A 19,228-nucleotide genomic window follows, 5' to 3' on the forward strand; every position below is an offset into this window, starting at 1 on the left:
TTGTCCGGATCACGAAATTTCAGGATAAAGGCCCGTCCGCGCAGTGAAGCGATAAAACGCGTTGGAGAACGTAATGACGACTGCGGAGGAGTGGAACGCGGCGTTCAAGCCCCGTCCAGTACACGAGTATCTCGAGACGACCGTTGCCCAATACGGGACCCGTCCTGCCTGTGATTTCATGGGCAAGGTGTGGACTTATGCCGAGTTCGGCGCGCTGGTCGACAGGACGGCTGCCGGATTGCAGGCGATGGGCGTCGGCCCGGGTGTTCACGTCGGCCTGTGCCTGCCAAACACGCCTTTCTACACGATCTTCTATTTCGCGGTTCTGAAGATCGGCGCCACGGTCGCCAACTTCAATCCGCTCTACGTCGAGCGCGAACTGTCGTTCCAGGCGCGAGATGCCGATGTGCGCATCATGGTGACCATGGATCTGAAGGTGATCTACGACAAGGTCGAGGAGGTTCGCAGGGAACGGGCGCTCGACAAGATCATCGTCTGCCCGATGGCCTGGTGCCTGCCGACGATCAAGAAGGTGCTGTTCAGTCTGTTCAAGCGAAAGGAACTGGCGGACATTCCCCGTGATGACGCCCACATTCGTTTCGAAGACCTGCAGACGAGGGGAGACAAGCCCAGGCCGGTCGCAATCGATCCGGCAAACGATATCGCGGTGCTGCAGTATACCGGGGGCACCACCGGCGTTCCCAAGGGCGCGATGCTGACGCACAGAAACCTGTCGGCCAATATCGAGCAGATGCGCTGCGTCTTCGAAAAGGCGCGGCCGGGCGAAGAAAAGATGCTGTGCGTTCTGCCGTTCTTCCACGTCTTCGCAATGACGGTGGGGCAGAACCTGTCAATCATTCTGGGCGCTGAAATGGTGCTGCAGCCGCGCTTTGAGCTGAAGTCACTGCTGGAAGCGGTCAAGCGCAAGAAAGTGACCCTCTTTCCGGGTGTGCCGACGATCTACACGGCCATCAACAACTCGCCCATGACAGCGAATTACGATCTGACCAGCATCAGGATCTGCTTGTCGGGCGGCGCGCCTTTGCCGGTGGAGGTCAAGGAAAGCTTTGAAAAGATCACGGGCTGCATTCTGGTGGAAGGGTACGGCCTCACCGAAACGTCGCCAGTTGCCGCGGTCAACCCGCTGGACGACAGCCGCCGGGCGGGGTCCATCGGAAGGCTGGTGCCGGGGACCAGTGCCCGCTTCGTGAGTATCGAGGACCGCGAAACCGTGGTTCCGGCAGGCGAGAAGGGCGAGTTGCTGCTGCATGGGCCCCAGGTGATGAAGGGCTACTGGAAGCGCGAGGACGCGACCGCCGAGACCATCACCCATGACGGGTATCTGCATACGGGTGATGTCGGTTATCAGGATGATGGCGGCTTCATCTATCTGGTCGACAGGATCAAGGACCTGATCCTGTGCTCTGGATATAACGTCTATCCGCGCGTCATCGAGGAAGCGATCTACCAGCACAAGGCCGTGGACGAGACCATCGTCATTGCCGTGCCGGATGCCTATCGCGGCCAGAGCCCGAAGGCCTTCATCAAGCTGAAGGAAGGCCATTCGCTCACCGCCGATGACATGAAGGCCTTCCTGAAGGACCATTTGTCGACGATCGAACTGCCAAGAGACTATGAGTTCCGTGACGAGTTGCCGAAAACCATGGTCGGCAAATTGTCGAAGAAGGAACTAGTCGAGGAAGAAGCCCAGAAGCGGGCAGCGGCGGAAGCCCGGAGCGCCTGAGCGCTCCGTTCCTGAAAACACTGGGAGCGCTCTCAATCGAGCGCTTCCGCGCAATGCTTTCTGTCTAAACCGGCACAATTTTCATGTCACGCAGAGCGGGATTCCACCTGACAAGCAGTCACACTGCTGTCGCATAAACCCGTTGCAACGAAGTGGCGTGATTGCCTCACAGTGTCTTCAAATAGTCCTGAAATTCCTTGCCCGGCTCCTTCGGAAACCGTGTGTCGGTGATCGCAAATGATGTGATGCGATCGAGCCGGAAATTCCGGAAGCCATTCCGTACTTCGCACCACGCAGTCAGCACCCAGACACTTTCGAAGGCGGTCAGTCCCAGCGGGCGGGTGAGGCGTTCACTGAAGCGGTCCTGCAGGTCGCTGTAGCCGAGTTGCACCTTGCGCCGTTTGCGGATGGCATCGCGCAGCGGAGACAGGGCGTCATGTCCTTGTGCCGAGGAGGCCTTGCCGACCGCAAGCAACGGACGGTTCAGCGAGCGTTCGCCTTCGGACAGAACTGCTCCAAGCTTGCCGAGCACCCGCTCGGCCGTTTCGCTCATGGTTTTGTCGCCACGTGCCTTGACCATGCGAATGCCGAGCAGGATGACATCCAGCTCGTCCGGATCGAACTGCATTGGCGGCAGAAAATAGCCGCGTTCAAGAACGTAGCCGACACCGCCTTCACCGCGAATGGGAGCGCCCATCGCCTTAAGCGTGGCCATGTCCCGATAAATGGTGCGTTCCGTCACGCCCAGCAGCTCCGCAAGCATGGCGGCCGGAACGGCGCCTCTGCGGCTGCGCAGGGTATCCAGGATGGAAAACAGCCTGATGGTTCGCATGGGCTTCGGTCTCCGGCAGGTTTCTGCAAGGCGCTCGCTGCGGTCCAGTTTCTGGCGACCATAGACGCATCCCCCTGACAGAAACTGTCTCTGACCTCTTCTATAGAGCTGGCAGCAGAAACACGGAAGGACATCTCATGCTGCGAAAAGAACTGGGACCGATGAAAGTGATGGGGTTTGCCCGCTACGAGGCGAAACCAGGCGTTGGCGCGCCGGAACTGATAGCGGCCGCCCGCCTGTGGCAGAAGGAATTCCTGAGCAACCAGCCGGGCATCGCCTTTCACTGCTTCTTAGGCAATGCAACAGGCGGTTATGCCGATGCAATTCTGGCAAGGGACGAGGCCAGTTTCGCAGCCATGTCCGAGGCGCATATGCAGGCTGCGTGCTCAAGGGCATTCATGGAACTGCTGGAGCCCGGCAGCATTCGCCTGTGTCTCAACCGTCTGATGAAAGACCTCGAAGCGGTGCCGAACGGATTTTCCGCCATCGAATTCGGTACGTTTCGTCCCAGGGACGACGGCCGCTTTTCAGAAGAGGCGCTGATGGCTGCGTCCGGACGGATCGAGAGGGAGTATCTTGCCCCCTTGCCGGAAACCAGGGCGCATCTGATGGCGCGGGCAGGGGAGGATACCTATTCGGAGATCTGCTTTGTGGAAACGGAAGGCGCTGCCAGGGAGATCTGCGGAGGCTATGTGTCGAACGCGGCCTGTGCGCCGCTATTGAGCCTGTTTGATCCCGCCAGCGTCGATCTGGATTTCTGGCACGTGCTTGCCTGAGCCGGCAGGCAACCTTTTTGCCTGAGCCGGCAGGCAACCTTATCGCCTGCTGCTCTAGCTATTGTACCCGCGTCCGTCCGAGGCCCTGGCTAGTTTCTGGCCGCGTTTGGCCTCGCGGCGGACCGTGTAGATCGACGCGGCGATGATGACGGCAGCGCCCACCAGTGTTTCCACGCGCGGCCACTGGTGGAACACCAGCGCACCGAAAACGGTGGCATAGAGCAGCCTGGTGTAGTCCAGCGAGGCAATTGCGGTGGCTTCGCCGGCGCGGAATGCCTGGATATTCGCCATCTGGGCCGCCCAGGACACGATGCCGATCCCAAGAAGAATTCCCCATTGTGCCAGGGTCGGGCTCTGCCAGGTCAGGATGGCGGGGATGATCATGATCAGCCCGACGCCGAAAGCCTGATAGGTCAGGATGGTGACCGGGGGATCGGTGCGCGTCAGCAGGCGGACGACAATCATCACCAGGCCGGCACAGGCCGCCCCGGCGATGGCGAGCAGCGCAAAGGGATCGATCAGCCCGTCGCCTTGCGGGCGGAGCATCAGAACAACCCCAAGAAAGCCGACGATGGTGGCACCCCAGCGGTGCACACCGACCGTTTCTCCCAGCAACCAGATGGCGAAGATCGTGAGGAAGAACGTCTTGGAGAAGCTGATTGCCGTGGCATCGGCCAACGGCAGTTCGATGACGGCCGTGAAGCCGCAGAGCATGGCGGTCGCGGCAACCACGATACGGGTCAGCTGAAGTCCGGGACGTTTTGTTGCCAGTGAGGTCGGCAATCCGCTGAGGATCTTCGGGGCAACGATGGCAAGCATGATGCCCTGGCGGATCACCAGGATCTGGAACACCGTCAGGTCCTTGCCGAGCAGCTTGATCAGGGTGACCATGATCGAGAACAGAAAGGCGGCCAGAAGGATCCAGAGCGCGCCGATGGTGTTCGACGGCAGGTTCTCCGTCAGGCTGGTCACCTTGCGCCGAAGACGGTTGCCGGTTGCCTCGGAAGGCTCCGGCTGTTGGGTGGGCATGTCCATCGTGAATCCTTGCCGGAGGGTATGCGGATGCGGCGGCGCATTGGGGCCGGAGCACAGGCAAGACTCGGATAAGGCTGTTTGTTGCAGTTGAAACAAGCTTAGCGCTTTTCGCTGAGAAGGAAAGAGGGCGGCTGTTTGCCATTGCAAGCGGATGCAATTTAAACTGCGCCGAACAGGGAGGACTTCCATGGAAAAAATCCAGACGCAGGGCGTGCATCACATCACTCTTGTCGGGGCCGACAGGCAGACTTCCATCGATTTCTGGGAAGGGCTGCTGGGAATGCCTTTCGTGTTCGAGCAGCCCAATCTGGACGATGAAAACCAGAGCCATCTGTATTTCGATCCCGGCGATGGCCGTCTCATCACGATCTTCACCAACGAAGACCGCAAACCGGACCCGGAGCCGGCCCCCCAGACAATCGGTTGCGTTCATCACCTGGCGCTTGCCGTATCGCAGGCAACCTTTCGGCAGATTGCCGAGCGGCTTGATGCACGCGGCATATCCCACAGCGGTCCGAAGGATCGCGGCTTCATGGATTCCATCTATTTTCGTGACCCGCTCGGGCTGCTGATCGAACTGGCCAGCTATCGCTTCGTACCGCCGGAAGGCGTCGCCATGGGCGAGGTCATGCTGGAAGCACACAAGATCCGGGTGGCGCGGGGCGACTACAACATTCAGGAAGTCCATCTTGCCGATGCCATCGAGCAGTTGACGCGCGAAACGAGGCGCAGCCTGTCTGACGACCGGCGCCCGAAGAACCCGTACAAGCGGTAGGGCGTCATCCGGGTGTTGCACCTGCCAGACGTTCTTTGCACTCGCTCGCAAATTCGCTTGCGCGCCGATGTGAATCATGATGATGAGCTGCGTCCGAAATCTTGTTTCCAGACCGGACCGCAACCTGTGTTGCGCTCTCCGGCGGGCCATGCAATGCTCGGTTAACAAGGTCGTTTGGGAAAGGCCCCAGCAAGGGGGCTCCAGGGTTTTTTTGAATGACAATGGCTAAGAAGGGGCGTCCCTTGGCCGCTGCCGATATCATCGGCTGGCGTGAAATCGTGAGCCTTCCCGAACTGGGCGTTTTCGATATGCGTGCCAAGATCGACACCGGCGCACGCACCTCGGCGCTCCATGCCGAAGAACAGGAAGTGTTCGAACGCGAGGGTCGGACCTGGGTACGTTTCCGGGTGCCTGCCTCGCGTCATCACAGCGATTTCCGGGCGGAGGTTCCGGTTCTGGACGAGCGCAACATCAAGAACACCAGCGGTGTTCCCGAGCGGCGCATTGTCATCCGGACGTTACTTCATCTTGGAAAACATCACTGGCATGTGGATGTGTCGCTGGCGGACAGGTCGAACATGGGGTTCGACATGATCCTCGGCCGGACGGCGATCAGGCGGCACAACGTGCTGGTGCATGCGGGCCGGTCTTTCCTGGCGGGAAAGCCCGCGCTGGCAACAAAACACTAGGGTGTGGACCCATAAATGAAGATGAAATGGTTTGAGGTGGATTGGTCTTCCTCAAGGCGCGGAAGCGCAGGAAATGTGACCCATTTTCAAGCTTTCGCAACGCTGAGGAGGACCAATCCGATCAAATCCGAAGGACATGAAAATGGCTTCACCGCGCGTCGTCAGCGTGCTTGACCGGGCAGAAAGCCCGCTCTGCGCACACTTCCTAGCGCGATTTTGCTATTTTTCATGCCATTTCGTCTTCATTTATGGGTCCATACCCTAAGCCACGCGTTTACGTGGCAAACAACAATCACTGAAAATTCGGTGTCGCAACACCGGTCGGAACGAGGCTGAGACCGAGGGACTTGAACCAATGAAAATTGCTATGATGGCACGGAATCCCGAGCTCTATTCGCACAAGCGCCTGAAGGACGCTGCCGAGGAGCGCGGTCACGAACTGGAAATCATCAACACCCTGCGCTGTTACATGAACATCGCCTCCCGGCGGCCGGAAATCTATTACAACGGCAGCAAGCTGACCGGCTTCGACGCGGTTATTCCGAGGATCGGCGCATCGGTCACTTTTTACGGTCTGGCCGTGTTGCGCCAGTTCGAGATGATGGGCGTCTACCCGCTGAACGAATCCGTTGCCATCGGACGATCGCGCGACAAGCTTCGCTCGATGCAGCTGCTTGCCCGCGACGGGATCGGCCTGCCGGTTACGACCTTCGCTCACGATCCGAAGATGACCGAGGAAGTGCTGGCGACCGCTGGCGGTGCGCCGGTTGTGATCAAGCTGCTGGAGGGCACGCAGGGCATCGGTGTGGTTCTTGCCGATACGGAGCGCTCTGCCAAGTCGGTGATCGAGGCGTTTCGCGGTGCCAACGTGAACATCCTGGTGCAGGAATTCATCAAGGAAGCCGGCGGCACCGACATCCGTGCGCTGGTGGTTGGCGGCAAGGTGATTGCGGCCATGAAGCGGACGGGTGCGGAGGGCGAATTCCGGTCCAACCTGCACCGCGGCGGCAGTGCGGCCGCCATCAAGATTTCTCCCGAGGAACGTTCGACCGCCATTCGCGCGGCAAAGACCATGGGGCTGAACGTCTGCGGTGTCGATATGCTGCGGTCCAACCATGGCCCGGTGGTGATGGAGGTCAACTCCTCGCCCGGGCTGGAGGGCGTTGAAAAGGCAACGGGTATTGATGTTGCCGGCAAGATCATCGACTTTATTGCCAAGAATGCCCAGGTTGGCAAAACCAAGACCAAGGGACGCGGTTGACCACAAAAGTGAAAGCCTTCGAGATCGGCGACCACAAGATCGCACCGGGAACCCGGCGTACGATCGATCTGCCGGTCAGCGTGCTGTCGGACCACACGCCCGTGACGATGTCCGTGCATGTCCTGCATGGAAGCAAACCCGGGCCGGTCATGTTCGTCAGTGCGGCTGTGCATGGTGACGAGGTTATCGGTGTGGAGATCGCACGCCGTGTCCTGAAAGCGCCACAGCTCGAAATCCAGGAACTGGACAAGCTGAAGGGTACGCTGATGGTCATCCCGATCGTCAATGCGTTCGGCTTTCTGAACCATTCGCGCTATCTGCCTGACCGGCGTGACCTGAACCGCTCGTTTCCCGGTAGCCTGCGCGGCTCGCTGGCCGGGCGGCTGGCGCATCTTTTCATGAGCGAGATCGTCAACCGGTCTGATTATGGCATCGACCTGCATTCGGCGGCCATTCACCGGACCAACCTGCCGCAGATCCGCGTTTCGCCTTCACGGGCAGACACGCTGTCGCTCGCGAAAGCTTTCGGTGCTCCGGTCATCCTGACTTCCAAGGTGCGCGATGGGTCGTTGCGACAGGCCGCACAGCTGAAGGGAACCGACGTCCTGGTGTTTGAGGCGGGCGAAGGCCTGCGGTTTGACGAAATGGCGATCAGGGCCGGCGTTTCCGGCGTCTTGCGCGTGATGCGGTCCTTGAAGATGTTGGGAGCCAAAGGCATCACGCGGCCAAAGGCCCGCTCGATCCTCAGCAAGACGAGCTACTGGGTCCGTTCGCCGGCCGGTGGATTGTTGCGGCCGTTCAAATCGGTCGGCGATGTTGTCGAACCCGGTATGCTGCTTGGCATCACCTCTGATCCGTTCGGCGAGAAGGAACGGAACGTGCTGGCCGAACTGGGTGGGCTCATCGTGGGCAGAACCAACCTTCCGGTGGTCAACGAAGGGGACGGGCTGTTTCATATCGCCGAGTTCAACGAACGATACGACGCTGAAACGACCCTCGACAGCCTGGCTTCCCAGCTTGAGGCCGATCCGCTGTTCGACGAAGACGAAATCATCTAGAGACGGCTTGGTTTCAGGGTTCCTCCGCGTGTGCAGCAGCTCACCCACCTATCGCATGCTCCTGGGGAGGGGCTGGCTCATGTTGATGGATGGGCCACTGGCACCGAATGAGCAAGCCGTCTCAGCCCCCACAGCTTGCCCGGAAAAACAATTGTGCGAAGCAGAATTGTCCAAACCTCTGGCCACGTCGGCTTTCGGGCACTATGTTGAACAAAACCGGCGCTCCCGGCGCGTGGATATTTCCCAAGGGAAAGTCTTCCCAAAAAAAGCAGGTCCAGATTCATGAACCAGATGGTCACTCCGAAGTTCGGTGTTGGCGCCCCATTGCGCCGCAAGGAAGATGAGCCGCTCATAACGGGCAAGGGCATCTATACGGGCGATTACATGCCGGAAGGCTGCCTGCACGGGGTCGTCGTTCGGTCCGCCATGGCACATGCGCGCATCAGCCTTGGAAATGTGGACGAGATCCGTGAGATGGACGGTGTCAGGCTCGTGCTCACCGGAGCCGAGCTGGAAGGCCGGACGATGCCTTGCCGGGCGCGTCCAAAGCAGATCGACGGCTCCAATTTCGCGGCGCCCGATCAGCCTGTCCTGTGCTCCGACGAAGTACGCTATGTGGGCGATGCGATTGCCTTCATCGTCGCGGACGATGTCAACGCAGCCCGGAATGCCGCCGAGATGCTGGAAATCGACTACGACCCGCTGGACGTTGTCGTCGGGATCGATCAGGCCCTTGCACCGGACGCCGTGAAGGTCTGGCCGGAGTTCGGGACCAATGTTGCCTTCACATACGGTCAGGGTGATCAGTCCAAGACCGACGCAGCCTTCGAAAAGGCTGACAAGGTTGTTTCCATCGACGTCGTCAACAACCGGATCGTCGCCAACTACATGGAGCTGCGCGGCTGCGTTGCCGAATTCGACGCTGCGAGCGATCGGTTCAAGCTGACGGTCGGCACCCAGGGCGGTCACGGTCTGCGTGACATCATCTGCAGCATTCTGGATCTGGAAGCTGAAAAACTGCAGGTGATCACGCCGGAAGTCGGTGGTGGCTTCGGTACCAAGATGTTCTGCTACCGCGAATACCCGCTGAGCATGGTCGCGGCTCGCGAACTTGGTCGGCCAGTGCGCTGGACAGGTGAGCGCATGGACCACTTCGTGACGGATGCACATGGCCGGGACAATGTCTCCCACGCGGAACTGGCGCTGGACTCCGACTGCCGGATCCTGGGGCTCAAGGTGCACGTCAGGGCTGCCATGGGTGCCTATCTGCACCAGTTCGGCCCGTTCATTCCCTTCGTCGGCACATCGATGACCTCCGGTCTCTACGACATTCCGGCCGTCTTTGCGAAGGTCGAGGGCGTCTACATGCACACGGTGCCGACGGATGCCTTCCGCGGCGCGGGCCGTCCGGAAGCTGCCTATCTGATCGAGCGCCTGATCGAGAAGGCGGGAGAGGAAACGGGTGTCGGATCGGTAGAGATCCGCAAGCGCAATTTCATCAAGCCGGAGCAACTGCCTTACACGACCCAGACGGGGCGAATGTACGACACCGGCGATTTTTCCGGCCATCTGCAAAAGGCGCTGGAAGTTGCCGACTGGGACGGCTTCAATGCCCGGCAGGACGACAGTGCGAAGCACGGCAAGTACCGCGGCATCGGCATCTGTTCCTATATCGAGGCCTGTGCCTTCCCTGGCAGCGAGGAAGCCACCCTTGAGCTCAACGACAAGGGTACGTTGACGTTGCTGATCGGTACACAGACCAACGGCCAGGGCCATGCAACGGCCTACAGCCAGGTGATTGCGGAACAGTTCGGCATCTCCATCGAGGACATCGACGTTATCCAGGGCGACACCGACCGGGTGCGCAAGGGGGGCGGAACGGGTGGGTCGCGCTCCATCCCCATCGGCCTGCCGTCTGTCCGCGATGCGGGCATTGCGCTGGTCAAGAAGGTGAAGGAACTTGCCGCTGATCGGCTTGAGGCCGGGATCGAGGATCTTGAACTCGACGGTGGCATGGTTCGTGTGGTCGGAACCGACCAGCAGGTGACACTAGCCGAGATTGCGGCAGGCGCCGGGGAAACCCTGACCGCCCGCGAAGAGGTCAATCAGACCGAGGCGACCTATCCGAACGGCACCCACGTGTGCGAGGTGGAAATCGATCCGGATACCGGTGACGTTGCCATCGTCAACTACGTGATCGTCGATGATTTCGGTGTCACGGTGAACCCGCTTCTTCTGGCCGGTCAGGTGCATGGCGGTGCGGCCTCTGCACTCAGCCAGGCCCTGTGCGAGCAGACGATCTACGACGAAGACGGCCAGCTTCTGACGGCTTCGCTGCTCGACTACCGCATGATCCGTGCGGCAGACCTGCCGGACATTCATTTCGAGACCCGCAACGTTCCATCGACCACCAATGCCATGGGCATCAAGGGCGCGGGTGAAGCCGGAACCATCGGCGGCTGTGCATCGGTCATGAATGCCGTGCAGAAGGCGCTGAAGGACGGGGCAGGGGTCAACGAGCTGATCGACATGCCGGCAACCCCGCTTCGTGTGTGGGAAGCCATCCAGGCAGGAAAATAACCGAAACTGAAAAAGGCGCCCTTTCGAGGCGCCTTTTATCTTTCAGGCAGCAAGTTGACGCCGGTGAAGCCCGGTTCTCAAGATTGTGTCTGTGGTTTCTTTTAAATAAACGTATGAATTATCCGGTTCTTGCCGCAATCTTGCGGTTCATCGGTGCGTGGCGCGAATCCTTCCGCTTCAAGAAATAGGATCCTCCCGTTGTTTCAGTCCTTCTTTCCCAAGCCCAAACTTTTCTTCCTGTCTGCCTTCCTCTGGTCACTCGCCGCAATCCTTGCCTGGTACGGGTTTGCTGAAGGACTGACAGAAACACTGGGCTTCGGCACGCCGCCACAGGGTGAGCAACCACCCATCGGGCTGCCCTATTTCGTCACACCTGATTTTCTTTGGTTCTATATCTATTACGGCATCTGCACGCTGCTCTTCGGCGGTTTCTGGTGGATGTTCTCTCGCGACCACCGCTGGCAGATCTGGTCGATCTGGGGCTCGTCCCTGATCATTTTCATGACCTACTACAGCGTTCAGGTGTCAGTCGCGATCAACAACTGGCGCAGACCGTTCTTCGATACGCTGCAAAACGCGCTCAATGGAGAGGAAAGCGGTGTCACCGCAGCAGATTTCTATAACCTGATGCTGATCTTCGCGCAGATTACATCGGTCTGGGTCATTCTCTATATCTTCACGCGCTTCTTCGTCAGCCACTACGTCTTCCGCTGGCGCACGGCGATGAACGACTACTACGTCGAAAAGTGGTCGAATGTGCGCCACATCGAAGGTGCCTCGCAGCGTATTCAGGAAGACACGATGCGCTTTGCTTCCATCATGGAAGGGCTTGGCGTTGCATTCATCGACTCGATCATGACACTGATTGCCTTCTTGCCGGTGCTGTTTGCGCTTTCAAGTCATGTCTCGTCCCTGCCGATCGTAGGCGAAATTCCGGCGCCATTGTTCACCGCGGCAATCATCTGGTCGCTGTTTGGGACGGTTTTGCTCGGCCTTGTCGGAATCAAGCTGCCCGGACTGGAGTTCCACAACCAGCGCGTTGAGGCAGCCTACCGTAAGGAACTTGTGTACGGGGAAGATCATGAAGATCGCGCCAATCCGGCGACCTTGCGCGAGCTGTTCGGTTTTGTCCGTCAAAACTATTTCCGGCTCTACTTCCACTATCTCTATTTTAACCTGGCCCGCGGCATTTACCTTCAGTCGGACAACATCTTCTCCTATTTCATCCTCATTCCGACGATTGTGGTGGGCAAGATCACCTTTGGTATCGTGCAGCAAATCCTGACGGCCTTCAGCCAGGTGTCCTCGTCCTTCCAGTTCCTGGTGAATTCCTGGACGACGATCATCGAGCTCCTGTCCATCTACAAACGTCTGAAAGGCTTTGAGGTCTCCATTGCCGAGCGGGAGCTCGCGGTTGCCGGCGGCACCACTCCTGAACCGGGGGCGCAAGCTTAAGGTCAGGTCTGCGCAAGACGTTCAAGCCAGTTTTCTGTCCCGGCGGTTCCGCGGTCCGACGCACCGCCCGTGGCTTCATGAAGAGCGCCGGGCCTGGAAGTTGTCATGGCGTTCTTGAGCCAGAAGTCCCGTTTCTCCGGACCTCCGGCGCCCACCGGGATGACCCGGCAGGCACCTCTTATCGGAATATCGCTGAAAGTGGCCTCCACCATGGTGTTCTTCGTCATGGCAACGGCCCTCAAGATCGCCGCCGAGACGGTGCCGATCGGTGAGCTTGTGTTCGCACGGAATTTCTTCGGGCTGTTTCCGGTGCTGATCATGGTGGCGATGCGCCGGGAGCTGGGGCTCGCCTTTCGAACGGCCAACCCGCTGGGACATCTTACCCGGGCGTCCGTCGGCCTGACGGCGATGGTTTGCGGCTTTACCGCGTTGTCTCTGCTGCCCTTGCCGGATGCGACGGCGATCGGCTTTGCATCGCCACTCTTCGTGGTGGTGCTGGCGTTTCTGCTCCTTGGTGAAAAGGTGCGGGTCTATCGCTGGAGCGCAGTCGGTGTCGGCTTTGTCGGCATTCTGGTTGTGCTGTCACCGCATCTGGGTGACGCGGAGTTGGACAGCAACTCGATGATCGGGGCCTTGATCGGCCTGACAGGAGCCGGCTTTGCCGCGCTCGCCATGATCACTGTGCGCAAATTGTGCGAGACGGAGCGCACGTCCACGATCGTTACCTGGTTTGCGGGCATGTCGTCCGTCCTGTCGCTGCTCACGCTGCCGTTGGGCTTTCTGCTGCCGGGTCAGGCCTGGATCATTCCGGACCTGCCCACGGCAGGTCTGCTTCTGCTGATCGGCCTTGCGGGCGGTGTCGGCCAGATCCTGTTGACGCAGAGCTACCGGTTCGCGGATGCCTCCACCATTGCCCCGTTCGACTATGTCAACATGCTGTGGGCGATCATTGTCGGTTGGGTGGTGTTCAGCGAAACGCCATTGCCAGCAGTGGTGCTGGGGGCGCTGATCGTGATAGCCGCCGGTATTTTCGTCATCTACCGCGAGCACAAGCTCGGGCTGGACCGGACAAAGGCACGCCGGGCGTCATCACCCTCGCGTTCGTAGGGGGGAGGAAGAGACAAAGGGCAGGTCACGCTGTCTTCCCCGTCATTCCGGACAAGCGCAGCAATGCTGTGCGCAGATCCGGAATCCAGACTTATTTCGCGCCTTAGGCGCGGCATTATACAAAGAGAGAAGAGTTCGCTTTGCTCACGCTGATGCGCTGGATCCCGGATCGGCGCGCAGCTTTACTGCGCTTGTCCGGAATGACGGCGAATGCGGGTGGTTTCCGAAATCGGCCTTACTGCGACTTGTATTCGAACCGCTCGACAGCGCTCTTGGTGCCGTCCTTGAAGATCAGCTGCACGCTGATCGACTGGGCCGACCCCAGGGGCAGCTCCAGATAGGGCTTGTCCTTCAGAACGACATTCTGGTTGTCCGGGTCACAGGCTTCCAGTTGCCATTCCTGCTCAATCGGGTCGTCGTTCAGTCCGTAGAAGACATAGTCGATGCCGCACTTCCAGGATTCCAGGTGGGTGAAATAGATCAGCTCCTGGCCCTGCCAGTCGCGGAATGACACCCAGTTGGCCTTGGTCAGGTCCAGGATCTGCTTGATCTGCTCCGGCGGCATGCCTTGCGCGGACGCGGTCGATCCGATCGGAGCAAGAGCGAGGGGCAGGCAAAGGGCGGCGATTTTAATGAGTTTCATGGAAATTTCCGGGTCTGAGTTCAGAAGGCCTTGAAGGTAATGATGGTTTTGGTGTCCTGAATGCCGTCGATCGGGTGGACCTTCTCGTTCACGAAGTGGCCAATGTCCGAACCGTCGTCGACATAGAATTTCACCAGAAGATCGTAGTCGCCGGAGGTGGAGTAGACTTCGGACGCAATTTCCGCATCGGCGATCGCATTGGCGACCTGGTAGGTCTTGCCCAACTGGCATTTGATCATCACGAAAAACGGTACCATGGGGCGCTCCGGGCAGTTGGTGTTTGAAGGGGGTGAACGTGTCACCTGAACCATCAGCCGGGCTGTTCGGTCAGCCAAACATGCCGGGCAACAGATTCACGAAAGCAGACTAGGACATCGCCTATCTCCTCCCGTCAGTCAATTGCCGAGTAGTCGCTCTGCACAAGCCGGGTCTTGCAATCGCACGGCCGGCTTGTTAGCAGTGCAATCATCTCATGGGGGTGCCCGGCTATCCTGGACCGGGCTGAGAGGCGGCCTGCCAACTCCTTGAACCTGATCCGGCTGATACCGGCGGAGGGATTTGAGATCATGATGCACACACCACTCCCTTCAACGCGTCCTTTCCGGAATACCGGCAACGGGCTTTCTGTCGCAGGAGAGCCGTCATGAGCCTTTCCGTTGCTGCTTCCACGCAAGCCCTGTGCGCCGAACAGGTCTTCACCCTTCTGGAAAGGGTGCGGCAGAAAACGCCGCGCGTTCACGCCATCACAAATGCGGTCGCCCAGAGTTTCACTGCCAATGTGCTGCTTGCGCTCGGCGCGGTTCCTTCCATGACCATCGCGCGGGAGGAAGTTGCGGCTTTTGCCGGCGGGGCTGATGCGCTGCTGGTGAACCTCGGCACCCTTGACGAGGAACGTCGTGCGGCCATTCCGCTAGCGATCGAAGCTGCCAGGACTGCCGGACGTCCGGTTTGTGTCGATCCGGTCTTCGTCAACCGGTCACCCGTGCGCTGCGTCTATGCGCGCGAATTGCTGGGCGTGAAGCCGGATCTGGTGCGGCTCAATCCGGAAGAACTCACTGCTCTCTTGCCGGAGCGGGCGGATGCCGATGCATTGATCGAGGCCGGAACGGTTTTTGCGGTCACTGGCCCGGAAGACAGGGTCGAGAGCCGCGGCGAGGATTTCCTGCTGCGCAACGGCGATCCACTGATGTCACGCGTGACGGCCACCGGCTGTGCCGGCGGTGCTGTTCTGGCGGCGTTCCTGAGCATCGAAAAGGACAGGGCGCTTGCAGCTGCATGCGGACTGTCCGTCTTCAACATTGCCGGCGAAATCGCAGCCAGCCGGTCAGGCGGGCCTGGCAGTCTGGTGCCGGAGTTGCTCGACGCACTCTATTGCCTGACTGACCGCGACATTGAAGCCCGTCTCAAGACCGGCTGACGCAGCCTTTTCGGCATCTACTCCCAGGAGGTTCCCATGACCGCAATTGCGGTAACCATTGCAGGATCGGATTCCGGCGGCGGAGCCGGCATTCAGGCTGATCTCAAGACCTTTTCCGCAAACGGCGTCTTTGGTGCCAGTGTTATTGCAGCCCTGACGGCGCAGAATACGCTTGGCGTCAGCGCCATCCATGATGTGCCGCCGGAGTTCGTGCGGGCCCAGATTACAGCCGTCTTCTCGGACCTTGCCGTCAAGGCGACAAAGATCGGCATGCTGTCGCGTGTCGATACGATTGAGGTGGTAGCTGAAGGGCTTCGGGCACATGAGACAGGTCCGGTCGTGCTTGACCCGGTGATGGTGGCTGCCTCCGGTGACCCGTTGCTTGCCGACAGTGCGGTCGACACGCTGATTGCCTTGCTGCTGCCGCTGACTGATATTGTTACCCCGAACCTGCATGAAGCTGCCCGCATGTTGCAAGGCAACGTTGCCGCGGACGAAACGCAAATGCAGGCGCAGGCAGAACGTCTGCTCGGTCTTGGAGCCAATGCGGTTCTGCTCAAGGGCGGGCACGGGTCTGGTGCGAATAGCGCCGACCTGCTTCTGGATCGCAACGGCAATGCGGTCTGGCTCAGGTCAGAGCGGATCAAGACCGACAACACGCATGGCACCGGTTGCACCCTGTCATCCGCGATTGCCTCGGGTCTCGCCAAGGGGCAGGGCATGGAAGCGGCCGTCAGATCCGCCAAGTCCTATATTCAGGCCGCCATCGCCGCTGCCGACACGCTTCACATCGGCAGTGGTCACGGGCCAGTCCATCATTTCCACGCGTTCTGGAGCAAGTGAGATGACCGATCAGCCAAAGACAGAAACCGGACGGATCAGCCGTCGCGGACTTCTGGGGGCTTCCGCCGCCGCCGGTGCAAGCGCGTTGGCCGCCCCGGCGGTGGCGCAGGAGCAGGCGACGCTGGAATGGAAGATGGTCACGTCCTGGCCAAAGAACCTGCCGGGGCCCGGGATCACGGCGCAGCGCATTGCCGACAGGATCGAGCTGATGTCCGGCGGTCGCCTGCGCGTTCGGCTTTATGCAGCAGGGGAACTGGTGCCGGCTCTGGGCGTGTTCGAGGCTGTCTCGGCGGGGACGGCGCAGATGGCGCACACGGCCTCGTTTTTCTGGCAGGGCAAGATCCCAGCTTCGGTCTATTTCACCGCGATCCCCTTCGGTTTGCTGCCGCATGAGCATATCACCTGGATTGAGCAGGGGGGCGGCCAGGCGCTTTGGGACGAGCTTTATGCCCCGTTCGGACTAAGGCCCGTAATGGCCGGCAACACCGGCGTCCAGATGGGTGGCTGGTTCAAGCGCGAAATCAACACTCTTGACGATCTCAAGGGGCTGAAGATCCGCATGCCGGGCCTTGGCGGTGAAGTGATGCACCGGCTTGGGGCGACGCCTGTCAGCCTGCCGCCTGCAGAGTTGTTCCAGGCGTTGGACAGCGGTGTGCTGGACGCCACCGAATTCCTGGGTCCCTGGTCGGACAGGGCAATGGGGTTCCAGAAAGCAGCCAAGTCCTACTACACGCCGGGGTTCCATGAACCCAACGGCACCGGTGAAGCGCTGTTCAACAAGGTGGCGCTGGAAGGTCTGCCGGAAGACCTTGGCGCCATCGTTCTGGAGGCCTGCAAGGCAGAAAACGGCCGCTCGCTTGCAGAAAGCGATTGGGAGAATGCAGGCGCACTGAAGCTCCTGCAGGAAGAGGACGGCGTTACCGTCCGTCCTTATCCGGACGACGTTCTGGACGCTTTGCGGGAGACTTCGGCAGTCGTGCTGTCCGAGTTCGCGAGCAAGGATGCGCTTAGCCAGAGGATCTACGACAGTCATATGGCTGCGCGGGCACGCCTTGCCCCCTGGAGTGACGTTGCCATGCGCCGCTTCCTCGAAGCTCGCGACAGCTAGGCTTGCCGCTTGAGGCTGCAAACAAGGAATGGAGTGCGGTCCTGGACCGTCTCTTTCTGCGAGCCGGTGCAACCCACCGGTTCGCAGCTTGCAACCTGCCTTGCCGGAAAAGCGGTAATTGGCCGGACAGTGGCGCGTCGCCTGCTGACAAACTTCCTGACAAAAATTCAATTTCGAAAGGAAAGGCTACCGCGCAACGGTGTGCCGACGCGATTTCCGTTAGGAAAGGTGATTGGCGTTTTTACCAAGGAATATCAAGGAACTTGTCCTACAAAAGATCCACATTCCGTCACGAAACCTGTGGCAAAGCCGCAACGATTCACCGTTAAATTACGTTATCGGAAACTGACATTTCGAGTGCCTGTTTTTTAGGCAAATGTCTGAAAGTGTGTCGGTGCGATGACGAAGAGACTCTGAACCTGTCGTTTTTGAAGTGTTTTGAATGTCTACGCAGCAATACCTACCAGAAAAGCCGCGCATTTCGCATTGCAGCATGAAAAAACGACCCCATAACTGACGTAAATATTCAGTTGAAACGGACGGCATTCTCCTAAAACCCTGTCTCAGGTTGTCATCAAGCATCCGGTGGCTAGGGGATGGGAGGAAACTCAATGCCGTGGGTAAACAAGAAATCAGTTCTACTTGCTTCTACAGCTGTAGCTCTATCAATGGTTGCAAGTTCTGCGTTCGCAGGTGGTTTCGCACTTAGAGAGCAGAGCTCGTACTTTCAGGGTATGTCTTTTGCCGGGTATGGTACGTCCGGCGGTTCGATCTCTTCGATGTACTGGAACCCGGCGTCGCTTATCGGTGCTCAGCAGGGTCTCACCATCGAAGCGCATAATACGGGGCTCTTTCCAAGTTCGGATATCAACGGCACGCTGTCCGGCGGGTTCCTCGGTACGTCTTCGATCGGCAGTGGCGACATTGCTTCCGACGCGTTCATTCCCGCTTCGTACGCAGCCTACCGGCTGAATGAAAAGCTGATCTTCGGTGTCGGTATCAACGCACCCTTCGGCCTGTCGACAAAACCGGAGCAGAATTGGGCGGCCCAGTTCTATTCCCGTTCGTCTTCCGTGTTCTCGTTGAACGTCAACCCGACGGTTGCGCTTCAGATCAACGACATGTTCGCGATCGCGATCGGTGTTCAGGCGCAATACCTGGACGTGTCGCTGAAATCCGCCGACGCCACTTCCGGAGCGGGCTTCCCCCGTTCGAACCAGATCACTGGTGATGACATCGGTTTCGGTGTGACGGCTGGTCTGACGGTGAGACCGTTCGAGGGGACTGAAATCGGACTTGGATATCGCTCCGGTGTCGGTCACGATCTCGACGGCGACCTGTTCGCCGGTGGTGTCACAACGGCGATCGGCCTGGGTGTCGTTACGCCAGACATGATCAACCTTTCCGCAAAACAGAAAGTGACCGACAAGATCCGCGTTCTTGGAACGGTGGAATGGACCAACTGGAGCCGGCTCAAGTCGCCACGTGCGATCAACGATGCAACCGGCGCAGAGGCCACCGTCCTGCATTTCAACTATGACGACGGCTGGTTCTTCTCTCTGGGCGGTGAATACGACTTCAACGAAAAGCTGACCTTCCGCGGTGGTGTCGGTTACGAAATCTCGCCGATTGATGAAAAGATCCGCTCCACGCGTCTGCCGGACAATAACCGCTGGTGGCTGTCGGCTGGTGCCAGCTACACCTTCAACGAGCACCTGGCGTTCGATGTCGGCTACACGCACATCATTCCGGAATCGACCGATATCAACATCGATTCCAGTCACCAGGACTACAACGCGGCATTCGGTACCTATTCGGGGGATGTAGACAGCAGCGTCAACATCATTTCTGCCGCGCTGCGCTACAAGTTCTGATCAGAAAGATCAGCCATTCAGGAAAGGCCGG

Annotated in this window: 17 protein-coding genes and 1 riboswitch; of the genes, 13 read left to right on the plus strand and 4 right to left on the minus strand. The window is 59.3% G+C overall.

Annotated features, from left to right (window positions below; all coding sequences use genetic code 11):
• Positions 1–73: 73 nt before the first annotated feature.
• A complete protein-coding gene (locus ACP90_RS09955) occupies positions 74–1,744 on the plus strand; it encodes a long-chain fatty acid--CoA ligase (RefSeq protein ID WP_062488226.1) in 1,671 nt (556 codons plus the stop codon).
• A 166-nt stretch (positions 1,745–1,910) separates the two neighbouring features.
• Here ACP90_RS09955 and ACP90_RS09960 read toward each other — a convergent pair whose 3' ends face one another.
• Positions 1,911–2,576, minus strand: coding sequence for a YafY family protein (locus ACP90_RS09960; RefSeq protein WP_062488227.1), 666 nt, complete (start codon positions 2,574–2,576; stop codon positions 1,911–1,913).
• A gap of 137 nt (positions 2,577–2,713) precedes the next feature.
• Here ACP90_RS09960 and ACP90_RS09965 point away from each other — a divergent pair, with 137 nt between their 5' ends.
• Entirely contained in the window at positions 2,714–3,352 is a 639-nt protein-coding gene (locus ACP90_RS09965) for a hypothetical protein (protein ID WP_201030463.1), read from the plus strand.
• 54 nt (positions 3,353–3,406) lie between these two features.
• Here ACP90_RS09965 and ACP90_RS09970 read toward each other — a convergent pair whose 3' ends face one another.
• Entirely contained in the window at positions 3,407–4,381 is a 975-nt protein-coding gene (locus tag ACP90_RS09970) for a DMT family transporter (protein WP_208993494.1), read from the minus strand.
• A gap of 193 nt (positions 4,382–4,574) precedes the next feature.
• Between ACP90_RS09970 and ACP90_RS09975 the strand changes: the two genes are divergently transcribed.
• The 7 genes from ACP90_RS09975 (at position 4,575) to ACP90_RS10005 (ending at position 13,312) form a co-directional block, all read left to right on the plus strand.
• Positions 4,575–5,162 carry a VOC family protein gene (locus tag ACP90_RS09975; protein WP_062488229.1) on the plus strand — a complete coding sequence of 196 codons (588 nt, stop codon included), beginning with the start codon at positions 4,575–4,577 and terminating at the stop codon, positions 5,160–5,162.
• A gap of 215 nt (positions 5,163–5,377) precedes the next feature.
• Complete coding sequence (locus tag ACP90_RS09980; protein WP_208993495.1) at positions 5,378–5,851, plus strand: RimK/LysX family protein; 474 nt, start codon at positions 5,378–5,380, stop codon at positions 5,849–5,851.
• Positions 5,852–6,206: 355 nt separating this feature from the next.
• Complete coding sequence (gene rimK / locus ACP90_RS09985; RefSeq protein ID WP_006932769.1) at positions 6,207–7,112, plus strand: 30S ribosomal protein S6--L-glutamate ligase; 906 nt, start codon at positions 6,207–6,209, stop codon at positions 7,110–7,112.
• The gene (locus ACP90_RS09990; RefSeq protein ID WP_023000635.1) at positions 7,109–8,170 is read left to right on the plus strand and encodes a succinylglutamate desuccinylase/aspartoacylase family protein; all 1,062 of its coding nucleotides are present in this window, start codon (positions 7,109–7,111) and stop codon (positions 8,168–8,170) included. The genes rimK and ACP90_RS09990 overlap by 4 nt, the downstream gene beginning before the upstream one ends.
• 282 nt (positions 8,171–8,452) lie before the next feature.
• Positions 8,453–10,750: a xanthine dehydrogenase family protein molybdopterin-binding subunit gene (locus ACP90_RS09995; protein WP_062488230.1), complete on the plus strand. Its 2,298-nt coding sequence runs from the start codon at positions 8,453–8,455 to the stop codon at positions 10,748–10,750.
• 198 nt (positions 10,751–10,948) lie between these two features.
• Complete coding sequence (gene sbmA / locus ACP90_RS10000) at positions 10,949–12,205, plus strand: peptide antibiotic transporter SbmA (protein WP_023000637.1); 1,257 nt, start codon at positions 10,949–10,951, stop codon at positions 12,203–12,205.
• A gap of 105 nt (positions 12,206–12,310) precedes the next feature.
• Positions 12,311–13,312, plus strand: coding sequence for a DMT family transporter (locus ACP90_RS10005; RefSeq protein ID WP_051990128.1), 1,002 nt, complete (start codon positions 12,311–12,313; stop codon positions 13,310–13,312).
• Positions 13,313–13,547: 235 nt separating this feature from the next.
• On the opposite strand, the gene ACP90_RS10010 is transcribed toward ACP90_RS10005, so the two are convergent.
• Positions 13,548–13,955 (minus strand): hypothetical protein, encoded by a 408-nt coding sequence (locus ACP90_RS10010; RefSeq protein WP_023000640.1) that lies wholly within the window; start codon positions 13,953–13,955, stop codon positions 13,548–13,550.
• A 20-nt stretch (positions 13,956–13,975) separates the two neighbouring features.
• Positions 13,976–14,212 (minus strand): Lrp/AsnC ligand binding domain-containing protein, encoded by a 237-nt coding sequence (locus ACP90_RS10015; RefSeq protein ID WP_023000641.1) that lies wholly within the window; start codon positions 14,210–14,212, stop codon positions 13,976–13,978.
• Positions 14,213–14,419: 207 nt separating this feature from the next.
• A riboswitch (TPP riboswitch) is annotated at positions 14,420–14,530 on the plus strand.
• 68 nt (positions 14,531–14,598) lie between these two features.
• On the opposite strand from ACP90_RS10015, the gene ACP90_RS10020 reads away from it, so the two are divergent.
• From ACP90_RS10020 to ACP90_RS10035, 4 genes are all read left to right on the plus strand, one after another.
• The gene (locus ACP90_RS10020; RefSeq protein ID WP_062488231.1) at positions 14,599–15,372 is read left to right on the plus strand and encodes a hydroxyethylthiazole kinase; all 774 of its coding nucleotides are present in this window, start codon (positions 14,599–14,601) and stop codon (positions 15,370–15,372) included.
• 36 nt (positions 15,373–15,408) lie between these two features.
• A complete protein-coding gene (gene thiD / locus ACP90_RS10025; RefSeq protein WP_062488232.1) occupies positions 15,409–16,215 on the plus strand; it encodes a bifunctional hydroxymethylpyrimidine kinase/phosphomethylpyrimidine kinase in 807 nt (268 codons plus the stop codon).
• Between the two features lies 1 nt (position 16,216).
• The gene (locus ACP90_RS10030) at positions 16,217–17,323 is read left to right on the plus strand and encodes a TRAP transporter substrate-binding protein (RefSeq protein ID WP_062488233.1); all 1,107 of its coding nucleotides are present in this window, start codon (positions 16,217–16,219) and stop codon (positions 17,321–17,323) included.
• A 668-nt stretch (positions 17,324–17,991) separates the two neighbouring features.
• The gene (locus ACP90_RS10035) at positions 17,992–19,197 is read left to right on the plus strand and encodes an OmpP1/FadL family transporter (protein WP_208992425.1); all 1,206 of its coding nucleotides are present in this window, start codon (positions 17,992–17,994) and stop codon (positions 19,195–19,197) included.
• The last annotated feature ends 31 nt before the right edge of the window (positions 19,198–19,228 follow it).

The organism is Labrenzia sp. CP4, from assembly GCF_001579905.1.
GTDB classification, from domain to species: domain Bacteria; phylum Pseudomonadota; class Alphaproteobacteria; order Rhizobiales; family Stappiaceae; genus Roseibium; species Roseibium algicola.

Bases quoted from the DNA above. Each gene is read 5' to 3' on its own strand.
- ACP90_RS09980 (WP_208993495.1), top strand. From the start codon at position 5,378: ATGACAATGGCTAAGAAGGGGCGTCCCTTGGCCGCTGCCGATATCATC.
- ACP90_RS10020 (WP_062488231.1), top strand. From the start codon at position 14,599: ATGAGCCTTTCCGTTGCTGCTTCCACGCAAGCCCTGTGCGCCGAACAG.
- ACP90_RS09960 (WP_062488227.1), bottom strand. From the start codon at position 2,576: ATGCGAACCATCAGGCTGTTTTCCATCCTGGATACCCTGCGCAGCCGC.
- ACP90_RS10015 (WP_023000641.1), bottom strand. From the start codon at position 14,212: ATGGTACCGTTTTTCGTGATGATCAAATGCCAGTTGGGCAAGACCTAC.
- ACP90_RS09965 (WP_201030463.1), top strand. From the start codon at position 2,714: ATGCTGCGAAAAGAACTGGGACCGATGAAAGTGATGGGGTTTGCCCGC.
- ACP90_RS10030 (WP_062488233.1), top strand. From the start codon at position 16,217: ATGACCGATCAGCCAAAGACAGAAACCGGACGGATCAGCCGTCGCGGA.
- ACP90_RS09970 (WP_208993494.1), bottom strand. From the start codon at position 4,381: ATGCCCACCCAACAGCCGGAGCCTTCCGAGGCAACCGGCAACCGTCTT.
- ACP90_RS10035 (WP_208992425.1), top strand. From the start codon at position 17,992: ATGGTTGCAAGTTCTGCGTTCGCAGGTGGTTTCGCACTTAGAGAGCAG.
- ACP90_RS09975 (WP_062488229.1), top strand. From the start codon at position 4,575: ATGGAAAAAATCCAGACGCAGGGCGTGCATCACATCACTCTTGTCGGG.
- ACP90_RS09955 (WP_062488226.1), top strand. From the start codon at position 74: ATGACGACTGCGGAGGAGTGGAACGCGGCGTTCAAGCCCCGTCCAGTA.
- ACP90_RS09995 (WP_062488230.1), top strand. From the start codon at position 8,453: ATGAACCAGATGGTCACTCCGAAGTTCGGTGTTGGCGCCCCATTGCGC.
- ACP90_RS10005 (WP_051990128.1), top strand. From the start codon at position 12,311: ATGGCGTTCTTGAGCCAGAAGTCCCGTTTCTCCGGACCTCCGGCGCCC.
- thiD (WP_062488232.1), top strand. From the start codon at position 15,409: ATGACCGCAATTGCGGTAACCATTGCAGGATCGGATTCCGGCGGCGGA.
- rimK (WP_006932769.1), top strand. From the start codon at position 6,207: ATGAAAATTGCTATGATGGCACGGAATCCCGAGCTCTATTCGCACAAG.
- ACP90_RS10010 (WP_023000640.1), bottom strand. From the start codon at position 13,955: ATGAAACTCATTAAAATCGCCGCCCTTTGCCTGCCCCTCGCTCTTGCT.